A 14,272-nucleotide genomic window follows, 5' to 3' on the forward strand; every position below is an offset into this window, starting at 1 on the left:
GTGAAAAGATTACTTTGGCTGGCTATTACAATATAATAAGTAGAATCATGTCAAATCTACTGCTGCTATTGTTTGTTGATAATGGCTGGCAGTAGAACAAACTTTCGTTAAACCAATACGTTCATTCTTTATTATCAAGTTTTTAGACTACCTTTGTATTTTATTAACTCATTTACCAAACATTATGGGACTACTCAAACCGAATCAAGTTTTGAACAAAGCATATAGACAGGTTGCGATTGAAACAACAGATTTTGACTTATTCAAAAATGCCCTTCGCACATTGAGAGACAATATTGTGGATGGGCAAAGAGAACACACGCAAAAAGAACATTTACGTAATTTTCTGAGTGAAACGTTCTACAAGCCATACTACATGGCTCCCGAAGAAGATATTGATTTGGCTATCCGATTGGATAAAACTATCAAGTCCAATATAGGGTTATTGATTGAAGTAAAGAGTACCACCAACAAAGGTGAGATGATTTCTAATGACAATCTTAATCGTAAGGCTTTGCAGGAATTATTGCTATACTATCTTAAAGAACGTGTCAATAAGAAGAACAATGATATTAAATATCTCATCGCTACTAATATTCATGAATTCTTTATTTTTGATGCCCATGAGTTTGAACGCAAATTCTATCAGAACAAACAATTACGTCGTGAGTTTCAAGACTTTGTGGATGGACGCAAAACCAGTAACAAAACCGATTTCTTCTATACTGAAATTGCAACAACCTATATTGAGGAGGTGAAAGATAGCCTTGAATACACTTACTTCAACTTACAAGACTATCAACACCTGCTTGATAGAACAGACAGTAGCGCTTCACGCAAACTTATCGAACTTTATAAGATATTCAGCGATACACATCTTTTGAAGCTATCGTTCCAAAATGACAGCAATTCGCTCAACCGTGGATTCTACACTGAGCTGCTACACATTATTGGTATTGAGGAACGCAAAGAGAATAATAAAACCGTGATTGTACGCAAAGCTGTGGAACGGCGTGACGAGGCTTCATTACTAGAGAATACTATTAACCAACTGGATGCAGAAGATTGTTTGCGTCACATAAATGGTCGTTTGTATGGGAATGATTATGAGGAACGGTTATTCAATGTTGCAATGGAATTGTGTATTACTTGGATGAATCGTATCCTTTTCTTGAAACTGTTGGAGGCTCAGATGTTGAAATACCACAATGGAGATGCAATCTATAAATTTCTTTCAATAACTAAGATTCATGACTATGATGATCTCAACACACTCTTTTTCCAAGTGCTTGCACGTGACATGGGCAGCCGCACACACTCCATTATGCGTGATTTTGCTTACGTTCCCTATCTTAACAGTTCTCTTTTCGAGGTGACAGATTTGGAAAGTAAAACAATTAAGATAAACAGCCTTTCACAACGTACGGTACTTCCTGTCTTGGCGAGTAGCGTATTACGAAATAAAAAACGCAATCTACAAGTCAACGCATTACCCACCCTGCAATATTTGTTTGCTTTTCTCGACGCTTATAACTTTGCGAGCGAAGGCAGTGAAGAAGTGCAAGAAGAGGCTAAAACACTCATCAATGCTTCTGTTTTAGGGCTTATATTCGAGAAAATAAATGGTCACAAGGATGGTTCAGTATTCACTCCAGGCTTTATCACTATGTTCATGTGCCGTGAAGCAATCACCAAGACCGTGTTGCAAAAGTTTAATGGTTATTATGGCTGGAATTGTACCACCCGTATAGAACTATACAACCATATTGACAATATAGTCGAAGCTAATGAACTAATTAACAGTTTGCGACTGTGTGATCCAGCTGTTGGTTCGGGTCACTTTCTTGTGTCTGCTCTCAATGAACTGATACTCTTGAAATACGAATTAGGTATTTTGGTAGATGCTACCGGTAAGCGTATCCGCAAAGCGGACTATCAACTTGCCATTGAAAATGACGAGCTGATTGTTACCGATACCGAAGGTAATTTATTTGCTTACAACCCACTCAATGCGGAAAGTCGCCGCATGCAGGAAACTCTTTTCAAGGAGAAGCGTCAAATCATTGAGAACTGTTTATTTGGCGTTGATATTAACCCCAACTCTGTGAAGATTTGCCGCCTACGACTGTGGATTGAATTGTTGAAGAATGCTTACTATACGGCTGAAAGTAATTACACTTATTTAGAAACCTTACCAAATATCGACATTAACATCAAATGTGGAAATTCTTTGCTTCACCGATTCGCTTTGACAGACAGTATTCAGACCGTACTGCGAGAGTCTAGTATCAGCATCAGCCAATATAAGGAGGCTGTAGCTAAATATAAAAATGCCCAAAGTAAAAGCGAAAAGCAGGATTTGGAAACGTTTATAACAGAAATCAAGTCGAAACTGAAAACAGAGATCAACCGCCGGGATGCACGATTGGTTAGATTGAACAAACGCCGCTCTGAGTTGGCAAACTTACAAGCGCCTCAACTGTTTGAACCGACAAAAAAGGAAAAGAAAGCGTCGGACAAGCGCATTGCCGATTTAAAGAAAGAAATTGCGACTTTAGAAAATATATTTGAGGAAATACGCTCCAACAAAATTTATCTTGGTGCATTCGAATGGCGTATAGAGTTTCCAGAAGTACTCGATGCCGAAGGCAACTTCTTGGGATTTGACTGTATCATTGGCAATCCACCTTACATTCAGTTACAATCTATGGGTAAGAGTGCCGATGTATTAGAATGCATGGGTTACATAACTTATGCACGCACTGGTGATATTTACTGCCTCTTCTATGAGTTGGGTATGAACCTGCTTACTCCCAATGGTTTTCTTTGCTATATCACGTCTAATAAATGGATGCGTGCAGGGTATGGTGAAGCCTTGCGAGGTTATTTCGCAAGCAAGACCAATCCTATTATGTTGGTAGATTTTGCAGGTATAAAAATATTCGATGCAATAACGGTAGAAGCAAATATTCTTTTATCTCAAAAAGCAGCAAATATTTTTAACACACAAGCTTGTTTGGTACAAGATTCGAATGGCTTGAATAATTTGAGCGATTTCGTGCAGCAACAAGGCGTGAAGTGTAACTTTGCAGATTCTATCCCATGGGTGATATTGTCTCCCATTGAACAGAGCATCAAGCAGAAGATTGAGTCTGTGGGAATACCCTTGAAGGATTGGAACATCCAAATCAACTATGGGATAAAAACTGGTTTCAATGATGCTTTTATCATTTCTACCGAAAAGCGTGATGAGATACTAGCGAATTGTCAAACAGAAGATGAACGTGTTCGGACGGCTGAACTTATACGACCGATTCTTCGTGGCAGGGATATCAAGAGATATGAATATGAATGGGCGGACTTGTGGATTATAGCCACATTTCCTTCGCGGCATTATGATATAGAAAGTTATCCTGCGGTGAAAAATTATCTTCTGTCAATTGGCATAGAGCGTTTAGAACAAACAGGAGAAACTCATATTGTTAATGGCAAAAAAATAAAAGCCCGAAAGAAAACTAGTAACGAGTGGTTTGAAACACAAGATAGCATCAGTTATTGGGAGGATTTTTCTAAGCCAAAAATTGTATGGAAAATAATCGGAAACCAAATGGCTTTTGCATATGATGCCAACAATTATGTAATGAACAATGCCTGTTATATTATGACAGGCGATCATTTGGATTATCTGTTGGCAGTATTGAATTTTCCAATAACTGAAGTAACCTTCGTGTAATCATACGAGTCTGTGATTTCCTGCGTTTACGCAGTTTGCTATAAGCAAGATAGGCACGGCGTACATCAAGATACTTGTTACGGGGACGTTGTATGTGCAAGGTCTGGCAATGTTTGCACAGATGACGATGAAGCCATACAATACCTTCCCATAAGAGTTTGACATCAGTAGGGAAACGCAGATGACTTTCATAACAGGTGGCATCGGTCATACAGACATGAAGGTTCTCAAGATAAGGTTTCCAATGCTCGGCAAGAATGAGCTGGAGGGGCTCAACGTCAAGGCGATGCGCTAGTTCCTGACGAATTGCACTAACGATTTTAGGATTGGTTAGTGGATGAAGCGGATCAATCTGAACACCACAAAACAACTGGTAATGAATATTACCGTTTAAATGCTCAATCAGTTGTGCATCGGAAAAGTTGGTATAGGACTTCAAGACCATCAAGGCTATTTTACCTTCGGGAGAAAAATAACTTTTACGACCCAAAGCAGAGGACTTCAAATGCATTTGTCGGGCCAGTTCCGAGAAAGGAAACAGAGCATGGAGGCGACCTAATTCACTCGTTGCAAAACTTTGACGATATTTTTTTAGCATATCGAACTCGGTAAAACCTAAACGAGGTTCGATTTCTGAGATTTTTTGTATCTTTACCATGTGTTTTTATTTTAGATTACCCCCGTTTTGGCCGTCAAACCGTTTTTTGGGGGGAATGCTTAAAGATACAAAAAAGGCAACTAACTCGCAATGAATTAGTTGCCTTAAATTTTATTATTTTAGGAATATCCCTGTTTTAATGATTGGTGTCTGGAACTGGTTGAGGAGTTATACTATAGACATTTACTGAATGTCCCTGTATAGTGTCGATAATATTAAAGAAAAACTTGTTATCTCCCTATATGCCAAAGGAATGAGCGTGTCAGACATAGAAGAGGAGATGCGTGAAATCTATGAGATAGAACTGTCCACATCAGCTATTTCCATCATCACGAACAAAGTCAACCAGGCTGCTCAGGAATGGCAGAACCGCCCTTTGGATCCGGTCTATCTCATCGTTTGGATGATTCTACCTATTTTGACTTTTCAGCCTATTAATTGTTTTGGTAACTTCGTTCATTAGCTTTTGATTGGAAGTTCTAAATGTGTTAAGTTCTTTGATTATATCTGCTTTATTATAGTATAAATTATACCAGCCTAATGTTTCAGCAGCCAATATGCGAAGTTCTTCTTCTTGGCTTTCATTTTTTATAATGTTCAGTAATGGCTCAATAGCTTTAGCAATAGGTTTATTTCGGAACCTACTTATTTCGCTTTGTATCTGTTTGGTAGTACTTTCCGGACTGTCAATAAGTGCAAAATCTCTTTCAAGTCCTTTCTTTTGGCGAGGAAGGTATTCTAACAATTCATTCACATAGGAAGAATCGTAGAAAGACCAATCGGCAGCCTGTTTCTTCAATTCATTCAAAGCCATATCATGGTCGAACGTGTTGATAGCACTAAAAATTCTGAAACGATGGCGGTTTTCATGTCCGCGTAATAAATAGCTTTCTATCCATGCCGGCAACAATTCCGGATTGCAATTCTTTTCAACGTATTCCACCGCATAACGACGGATCAGTTCATAACTGTCGTTCATGGCTGTCTGCAATACATCGGCAACCTCTGTCGGATAGTTCAAAGCTAATAGGCGTAATGCTTCCAACCGCACAACGAAATAGTTCGATTCGTGGTAACTTTTCTTCAGCAACTCAACGAGACCACTATAATTTGCCATTGACAATTGACGGAGCGCCATTGCCTGCATGTCAGCCATAGGGGAATTCAGCTGTTTTTTCCAGAATGTAACATTTCCTTCCTGCGCAACTAAAGCTTGGTTGATGTCCATATCCAGCCCGGCATTATTGGTGAAGTGAAAAGTCGGGTCACCGATCAGATGATTTTCCAAGAAGCAGGTAAAACGAGTGAACTGCCCGATGCGCATACCGGCAGCTAACAAGCCGAGAAATTCATCCGGCCATTTATCTTGAATGGTGTTAACCGTACATCCCATAGTAGCAATGGTCTTACCCTTATTGAATATATAAGAGCCTACAATGTTGTCATCCAAATGGAAAGAACCGTTGAAACAAGCATCGAACAATATAAAACGCGCATTAGGAGTCAAAAGACGAATATCTTCAGTATAGATATCCATATTACGGTTTACAATGGAATCCGATTTTATTTTCTCCTCATCGAAAGCTTCCGCACACCAACTTTCAGGCACCCCATACTGCTTGGCATATTCTTTGATAGCAGCTTCACGCCCATGTTTCTTGGCGTATGAAGGCACTTTGCTTCGCAAGAATATTTTGGCATTCTCAATACTCAAATTAATACCGGAACCATTTTCATAGCCATTGATATACTGCATGGTGGGGCCACCGTGGTGATGGAATAGCATGACATCTAATCCTTCGCGCTGAATCTCGTTCAAGTATAATGGTTTCATCGGATAGCGCATGTTAAAATCATAGAACTTCACTGTATTACCCGATTTGAATATTTGCGGCAATTGCTCACGTAAGGCTATTTGCTCACCGCTCCATGCCAAAGGATCTTCAGAATTGTAACCATGGCCACGGGCCATAGTCAGTTGGTCAAATGCATTTTGCTTTGCTTTTTCGGCAACTGCCTTTTTTAAGTAATCGCGTAGCATCTGATAACGGTTCTCACCTTCTAAATGTAATGGACGGATACGGGCCGAATAAATATCCGGTGAAATATACTGTTTAGAATCAGCACGCAATGTCATATAATGATAGTCAGGTATCAAACTGTCTTGTTTAATATAATCAAATTTTAATCCGAAGTCATCATAATAACGGTCGGAAGGAACGCTTGATTTCTGCCAATTGGCTTTGGGAGACCTTTTGAAAGCCGAAGATAGATGATGTGCATCACGAATCATTGGAATAGGGATGTCACCTATAAATACGCAACCCTCCAAAGGCGTTTTCTCATTCTCATGCAATTTGACAAGTTGCTCACGAATAGGTTCGGGCCTTTTCCAATCATCAATTAGCAAGTAAGTACCTAAACCTTCTTTTTCTATACTGGTACGATAAGCATCAATTTCACTTTTCGCTTCATCATAACTTTTCTGATCGACTACAATTGCAAAAGTAGTCTTTGTTTTTATACTAGGATGTACAACTGTTTGCGCCTGCATATCCTGTAAGCACAAAGCGGTAATTGCCAAAAGGATGTATTTATTCATATTTATAAACTTAATCTTTTGATTGTCTGTTCAAGCTCTGCTTTTAAATCTTCCGGAAGATTGGCTGTTTGTTGCATCTTCTTTATTTCTTCAAGAATGTGTGGCCGTTGTACAGAATTAGTAAACCAACCTAATGCTTCGGCCATTACTACACGTACTTCCTGTGGATTACCGGCATCACGAATTACATTCAAATAATCATCCACGTGGAAATGGAATGTATAGTTACGCACATTGCGGATTGCACTGATACGTTTTGCTTCCGGTGCAGCTACATCCATCAAGGTCTGATGGACTTTTGCCTCTTGTACAAACATTCTTTCCAGGCTTCTTAGTAATCGTTTTTTCTCTTCGTTTTCATTCAAACGGTCAACTTTTGCATAAAAGTCTTCTATTGTCTTTTCTACTTTCTCTTTCGGATAAAGGCTTAAAGCCTTGTTGGCACTCATTTGTACGCGTAAGCGTTCATTATGTTCGACCAATGCTTCCACAATAGCGGGCAATAAGGAATCGTCACCTACAAATCCAGCATAAATGGCACTTTGGCGAGCTACCATTTCATAAGTATCGTTCAAACCTTCGCGTAATGCTTCGATGAAGTTGTCGTCCTGATAACGGCTCAACAACTTGATAGCTTCCATACGAACCGTATTGAAGCCACTTTCCCGGTACTTCTTCAGGAGCAACGGAGATAATTCCTTTTGGGTATCGGCGTCAGCCAGCATACGCATGGCCAAACTTTGTACATCAGCGTATGGGCTGTTTAACAAATTCTTCCAATAGGCTTTGTCATCTTTGTGTATTGTTATATCGGTACTTAAAGTATTGGCTTCGATAGGAGCAAAACGGAAAGTGGGATCACCAAACAAATGACCTTCAAGTGATACGATTAGCTTATTGTATTGCCCGGCTCGTACACCATGGGACAACAAACCAATCATTTCAATAGTCCAGCGGTCTTGCAATACGTTACGGGTATTTCCTTGTGCTACTAATGTCTGACCGTCATTAAAGATATATTGTCCTGCTATATAGTCGTTTTCGTGAAAAGAACCGTTGTAGCACGCATCAAACATTATCATCTTCGGATTAGTGGAAAGATTTCTCTTCATTAAATCTTCCGTTACGATACGTTCATCAGCGTAGTGAAGAGAGTCTGCTTCCCAGAACTTAGGATTGTCCAGGTCTTTAAAAAACACCTCATTCACTTGTCGTTTTTCCTGCATCTGAATACGTAAGGTGTCTTTGTCACGTTTTCCAACATGGGACATGACTGCATTATAAAGTGTACTCTTCAACATTTTATAACGATTATTGAAATCAGTGCATGCCAATTCATCATTAATAAGCTGCCCTGTTGGCATTCCATGTTCATGAAACATAAATAAGTCAAGGTCCTTTCGTTGCAATTCGCTGAATAACTTATATTTCATAGGGTGTTTCATTCGGAAGTTCCAATGTTTGAATCCCATTTGACGACCAAAAGCTAATGGAAAGTTCTCCATATAAGCTTTTTCGTCATCCATCCATACAATCAGGCAATCGGAATTGTAAGAAGCACCATTGAATGAGAATACCCGATCTAATTGATTATGCTTATCTGCCTTGGCAGCAGCAGCTTTCTTCAGATATGAGGCAATGGCCGCATATTTATCCCCTTCCTTTTTTTCCGGATACTTGATACGAGCTGAATAGAAAGTAGGATTTAGCCGCTGGGGACTGTCTTCTGTCAATTTGTAGTAGAAATGCTGATGATTTACTGAGTCTTGCCTGATGAACTCAAACTTTAAGTTCAGATCATCATAAAAGCGGTCGGTAGGTACGGAAGACTGATCCCAAGGAAAGGCTTTCTCATTCATTTTGAATGCAGTAGTCATGTGTTGCGCATTACGTACCAATGCGACAGGCACATCGCCGATTAAAACCAGACCTTCCAATGAAGGGCATTCTTGATATGTTTTGATGATTATCTGTTTGACTTGATCTGGATTTTGCCAGTCACCGCTGATCAGATAAGTTGCCAAACCATCATCTTCAACCGCAGTTTTGTACTGATGCATGGCATCTTTGGTATTTGCATAAGTTTGGTTATCTGTTATGATAGCAAAAGCGGTAGGTTGTTTGACCAATGGCTTTATGACTGTTGTTTGTGCATTTCCTGCCAATGGCAAAAGAAATGCCAGATATATTATTTTTTTAATCATGGCCAATTAATTTTTAAGTCTGTAATATGTACGGTCGGCTTCTTCACGAAGGTTCTCGGATAAGCTCTTATCTTTTCTCAGTTGATCGCATACCCGAAGGATGTCAGGCTTCCGATAAGAATGAGTGAACCAAGCAAAAGCCTCCAATAAACAGGTTTTTAGCTTTTCACTTTCACTGGAGTCGGTAAGTAAAGCCAAGAGGCCGTCTACACAGGCATGTGCCATATGATTTTTCAGAGAATTGCAATAAAGGATGCGCCAACGTTCGGAAGTTTCTTTGCTTAATAACTCTTTTTGCATGCTACGACTATTATTGGCATTCTCCAAAACCTTACGCATCTCCTCCTTGTCTTGCAACACATAGGTCTCAGCCATTACTTTATCAATTGCCGCCTGTACGGCTGCCTGATCAAAGACTTGAAGCCCCAAACTCACATTAAATGCCACACGCTCGGATAGGTTGTCTTCTACATAGGCTTTGATTTGCGGATAAACATACTCGTTCAGTCCCACATGTTGCATCATACGAACAGAGGTGCGACGAATAAATTCATAGGAATCCGTAATGGCCAAGTGTAAGACTTCCCGGAAGTTTTTGTCACTAATCTTCTCAAGCAATGCCAAGCAGGTGAAACGTACCATCATGAACGAGGAAGTTTCAAAAGTTTTTCTTAATAAATCAGAAATACCCGGATAGTCATTGCGATAAAGGTTGTGCAAAGCAAAATTCTGTATGTCGGCATAGGGCGACTGTAATAACTCCAACATGCGGGACTCGCTATATGGTTCTTTGAACAAAGCATTGGCATCTACCTCATTGATAGATTGAAAACGTAGAGTAGGGTCACCGGTAATGTGCGATTCGAGAATATTCGTCAATTTAGCCCATTGCCCCACTCGTGCTCCCATACCTAACAGGCCGAGCATCTCGTTTGCCATTTTATCTTGCAGTACATTGACTGAATTGGCAAAAGTAGTTACGCATTTTCCTTCCGACATGATATAACGTCCGGCAATGTAATCTTTTTCTCGGAAATCACCATTATAGCATGCATCGAAAATTACCATACGGCTATTAGGCTTAAACTCTGTAACTTCCGACAGGATAATACCGGTGCGCAGGTCTAGTAAAGAATCTTCTGCAATTACTTTGGGATCATCATAGCCTGCAATCCAAGTAGTGTCCAAACCGTATGTGTTTTTCATCATATCCAGCATTTCGTCGAAAGACTTTTTGTTGTTTTGCTTTCTACGCGCTAAACCACGATAATAGTACTTCATTGCATCTACATGAGCATTCCACCTATTAGTAGCGGGACTACCGGAAAGATATTGACGTTCGGGCATACCATGCTCATGAAAAATAGACAAGTCCAGATCTGTGCGTTTCAGCATATTAATGACATCGTCCTTGGGATAATCGCTGAAATTATAACGGATGAAACGGGCCCGTCCCTCTTTATCGAATACGCCCGGCATTTGTTCGCGAATAGTAAAGGTTTCCGGTGTCCATGCAGTCAATGAGTTAGAGTAAGAGCCATCACCTGTATAGGAGAAGAATTGGTCTAATTTATTGTTTATCTGGTGCTCAGCCACCACTTTTTTAAAATAGCGGCTGATTTGCGCATGCGGTTCTTCGCCGTTATCAACAGCTTTGACACGTGCAGAATATATGTCACACCGAATTTGCTGTGGAGATTTTATAGCCAAATTATAATAGAAGAAATTATTTTCGACACTGTCCTGTTTCAAAAAATCGAATTGTAGGTCGAAATCATCGTAGAAACGGTCGCTGGGCACTGAAGAATCTCTCCAGTCATTGTTTTTCTCATCCATTTTAAAAGCGGAAGTCATATGCTGGGCTTTGCGGAGCATTGGAATAGGGATATCACCGACAAATACCACTCCTTCCAATTTATCCTTTTTGTAGAGCTTAACAATAACTTTCTTTACATCTTCCGGTTTATTCCATTCATTGTATACGATGAACGTAGGCAACCCTTCCATTCCTAGAATCTCCTGATAGGCTTTAAGCTCGGCTTCACAAGCCTGAAATGTCCCTTTATCTGTAATTACAGCAAAAGAGGTGTCCTTTACTTTCACAGCCGGTTTAACAAATGTCTGTGCCCGCAGAGATAATATGCTGCAGAGCATCAAACTTCCAGTTATTAATTTACGCATGTTTTGTAATATAGATTTCGTTATGTAGCATTAAAAATTACATCCTAAACTTATCGATAAATGAGTACGCCCATCATAATCATAGTCAGAGGTATTTACACGATCGAATACAACTTTTGCAAATAAGTTCATACGTCTGTTTTCTCTGACTTGTTGCGAATACGTTATCGACCCGCCAATACGATAGTAATCACAGGTATAATAATTAGTCAGCCCTTGTTGTAATTCGGTTACAGTTGGATAGTCTGCATGGCTGCCACCATATACATATTCACCTCCCAGATTATTGTTATACGCAACATGAACATCTATTAAAAGCCTGCGATTCAAACTATTGCCTAAAACAAAATTTTTTTTGCCACCTAAGCCTAAAGATAAATTTTCTGCATTCTGTACAGAATTAGGCATTAAATATTCATCGTCTTGCTTGGTATAATTCACATTTAATTCTGCTTTCCAACTATATTCATTCCCGCGGTTTCTGCTTAATGCATAATTAAGAGAAGCGGTTTGTGCCTTGTACGTAGAACGGATGTTATTATATAATTCCACCCAGCCACTTTGTGATTCAGAGTTATCGCGTTGAGAAATATACTGAATACCATCGATGTTACGATTTGTATATGTGGTTCTCATATAATTGGTATAGTCCTTTCCTTCCTGAATCATCGTTAAAGAAACATGAGCAGTTTTATCTTTTACACCGGCTATTTTTTTAGGAGTCGTATAGCTCTGCTGAACAGTTTCCGCTTTTACATCGTAACTGCCCTCAAGCAGTAAATTGAAAGAGGGCATACTGAAGTTGTACTGGAGAGCTCCACCGAAATGGTCTCCAATATAATTGCTGGTTACACCGCTGCCTATTCCTTTTATGGCTGTTCCCAAACCGTATAATATATAATAGTCCTGATCCACATAAGAGTTGACATTACTCATTCTTGAGTCTTCCTTGATAGAACTATACTTGAAACTTGCACCAAACTTGTGTGAATTATTCAACTTGTAAGTAATCCCCGGCGTCAGTCCCAGCGTATAAAAACGGGTATCCACACGCGGGTCGCGCTGTTTGGCAGCTAATGTAGCTACATAATTACCTTCCAACCCCAATGCCCAATGATTACCAAGTAAAGGAGTAGCTGCACGAAACTTCAGATCGTAATATTGATTTCTCCATTTGCTTAAGTGCTGGTCTGCGACATAGTAAGGCATTCCCCTGAATGGATCGGCAATGGAGGCGTTATATCCGGCATCTGTCAGATTTTTTTGTGCAAAATTAAATGCTCCCCACACATATGCATTTTTCAGATTGATAAAGCCTTCACTGGATACACCTACGATAGCCTCTTTCTGCCCCTCTTGCGGACGGCAATAGTTTCCGTCCTGTAAGTCATATCCCAATATAACATTCGAATAATTCTGAATATCATCGAATGGCATACCGGCAGCATTCTGTGAATGAGACCATAGTCGTCTTGTTTTCAATTGTTCCATAGCGGCGGGAGAGAAGCCCTGTGCCGCTCCCACCATACTTACAAGGCAGGCTATCATTACCAGCAGGCAGCTTTTCATATAGTTCATATATTGTTTTTTCATTGTTCTGTCTTTTTAGTTAATTATTACAATGTGTGATTCCATGAAGGCATTTTTGCTCCATTACGACGCATTACAGGAACAACGCCACGTTCAAAGTCATCCGTACTGTTGTTTGTATCCTGATATATATATGTACCTGTTTCTTCGCGAATAATAGGATTACCTTCTTCGTCTGTGGACAATTTGCGAGCAATACCTAAACCGCAATAAGTAGCTCCTACCCAAGTAATACCTGCATCAAGTACACCGGGGACACGTTTTGCATTCATCTTTGACTCATTGTTTACTGCTTCAACAGCATCCAATACATATTTAATAGGTATTTTTGCATAATAAACATTGCTGTTCGGTTTGCTAAGATCTGTTGTCTTCATATTTTCATCGTTGACCGGATCCCAAGCTTCTCCTTCAGGAACACGAAAAATCACATAAGCACCTCCGAATACGGATGTCAAATATTGTGGTATACTTCCCATCTCTGCTTTTCCTTGGTAGAAAACATGTTGCATATCATAAGCTGCCTGGTCAGGGAAGTTTGGATTATTCATATTAAACTCAAACTCAGAACTACTGCCGTCTATAGGACTTTGAGGGTTATAGATGTCCAACTGATGGTTAGCGGCAAATTGAGAAATGATGCAAGATTCACCTGGCGCTAACGGATATTCGGTTCCATTTCCTGGAAATTTCCACACACGTTCTCCATATGCATAATTATTACCGTCCGCTTCCGGCCAAATAGGTAATTTAGTGGTAGCTGTACCCGGAGTTAAATTTGCGAAATAAATACCGTCCAAATACAAAATGTCAGCAGAGTTATTGTATATCTCATAGAACTGGTCTCGGAAATAGACTCCTCCTTTTTCCGGACGGCTACCGCAATAATAAATCTCCTTGAATATTAATGGGCTCACTTTAAGCCCTTGTACTTCAATATTCAATGCGCTACCATGCTTAAATAATGCCGCATTTACAGAATTGCCATTGATGTAGTATTCATTGTTTTCTGTATCGATCGCTGTACCGGATACTGTTACCGAATAAATTCCGGGGATAATTCCGTCAACTTTCACACTATTATCAGTTACTTCTTTTACATAATGTAAATCTTCATCGTAATTGTCGAACTTTACAGTCAGATCTTTCAGTGTGGATATATTTTCAACGGTAATATCCAAATATACATCCACTGTGATAGGATTCACTTCTGCTGTGCCAGACATGTCCCTGAACGAATCGCATCCTATCAAAAGGGTACTTGCCAATGTAAACAAATATATTAAATATTTTTTCATAACTTC

The 14,272-nt window shown here is 39.7% G+C and carries 6 protein-coding genes and 2 pseudogenes; 2 read left to right on the forward strand and 6 right to left on the reverse strand.

Annotated features, from left to right (window positions below):
* The first annotated feature begins 184 nt into the window (after positions 1 to 184).
* A complete protein-coding gene (locus tag DW862_RS04640; RefSeq protein WP_004311263.1) occupies positions 185 to 3,733 on the forward strand; it encodes an Eco57I restriction-modification methylase domain-containing protein in 3,549 nt (1,182 codons plus the stop codon).
* Here the strand turns inward: DW862_RS04640 and DW862_RS04645 are convergent.
* Positions 3,705 to 4,391, reverse strand: a pseudogene (locus DW862_RS04645) (transposase); the annotation flags it as partial. The gene DW862_RS04640 and the pseudogene DW862_RS04645 overlap by 29 nt on opposite strands.
* 232 nt (positions 4,392 to 4,623) lie before the next feature.
* Between DW862_RS04645 and DW862_RS04650 the strand changes: the two are divergent.
* Positions 4,624 to 4,797: pseudogene (locus DW862_RS04650) on the forward strand (transposase); the annotation flags it as partial.
* Between the two features lie 3 nt (positions 4,798 to 4,800).
* Here the strand turns inward: DW862_RS04650 and DW862_RS04655 are convergent.
* From DW862_RS04655 to DW862_RS04675, 5 genes are read right to left on the reverse strand one after another with little or no spacing between them, the layout of a single operon-like run.
* On the reverse strand, positions 4,801 to 6,993 hold the full coding sequence (locus tag DW862_RS04655; protein ID WP_004311265.1) for a hypothetical protein: 2,193 nt from the start codon (positions 6,991 to 6,993) through the stop codon (positions 4,801 to 4,803).
* Positions 6,994 to 6,995: 2 nt separating this feature from the next.
* The gene (locus DW862_RS04660; RefSeq protein WP_004311266.1) at positions 6,996 to 9,197 is read right to left on the reverse strand and encodes a HEAT repeat domain-containing protein; all 2,202 of its coding nucleotides are present in this window, start codon (positions 9,195 to 9,197) and stop codon (positions 6,996 to 6,998) included.
* A 6-nt stretch (positions 9,198 to 9,203) separates the two neighbouring features.
* Positions 9,204 to 11,378, reverse strand: a complete 2,175-nt coding sequence (locus DW862_RS04665) for a HEAT repeat domain-containing protein (protein WP_005651733.1) — start codon at positions 11,376 to 11,378, stop codon at positions 9,204 to 9,206.
* A 30-nt stretch (positions 11,379 to 11,408) separates the two neighbouring features.
* Positions 11,409 to 12,971 carry a DUF6850 family outer membrane beta-barrel protein gene (locus DW862_RS04670; RefSeq protein WP_008768947.1) on the reverse strand — a complete coding sequence of 521 codons (1,563 nt, stop codon included), beginning with the start codon at positions 12,969 to 12,971 and terminating at the stop codon, positions 11,409 to 11,411.
* Positions 12,972 to 12,994: 23 nt separating this feature from the next.
* Positions 12,995 to 14,266: a DUF4876 domain-containing protein gene (locus DW862_RS04675; protein ID WP_004312956.1), complete on the reverse strand. Its 1,272-nt coding sequence runs from the start codon at positions 14,264 to 14,266 to the stop codon at positions 12,995 to 12,997.
* Positions 14,267 to 14,272 lie beyond the last annotated feature (6 nt).

Origin of the sequence: Bacteroides sp. AM37-9 (assembly GCF_003603455.1) — a bacterium.
GTDB classification, from domain to species: Bacteria; Bacteroidota; Bacteroidia; order Bacteroidales; family Bacteroidaceae; genus Bacteroides; species Bacteroides xylanisolvens.

Bases quoted from the DNA above. Each gene is read 5' to 3' on its own strand.
- DW862_RS04665 (WP_005651733.1), bottom strand. From the start codon at position 11,378: ATGCGTAAATTAATAACTGGAAGTTTGATGCTCTGCAGCATATTATCT.
- DW862_RS04675 (WP_004312956.1), bottom strand. From the start codon at position 14,266: ATGAAAAAATATTTAATATATTTGTTTACATTGGCAAGTACCCTTTTG.
- DW862_RS04640 (WP_004311263.1), top strand. From the start codon at position 185: ATGGGACTACTCAAACCGAATCAAGTTTTGAACAAAGCATATAGACAG.
- DW862_RS04655 (WP_004311265.1), bottom strand. From the start codon at position 6,993: ATGAATAAATACATCCTTTTGGCAATTACCGCTTTGTGCTTACAGGAT.
- DW862_RS04660 (WP_004311266.1), bottom strand. From the start codon at position 9,197: ATGATTAAAAAAATAATATATCTGGCATTTCTTTTGCCATTGGCAGGA.
- DW862_RS04670 (WP_008768947.1), bottom strand. From the start codon at position 12,971: ATGAAAAAACAATATATGAACTATATGAAAAGCTGCCTGCTGGTAATG.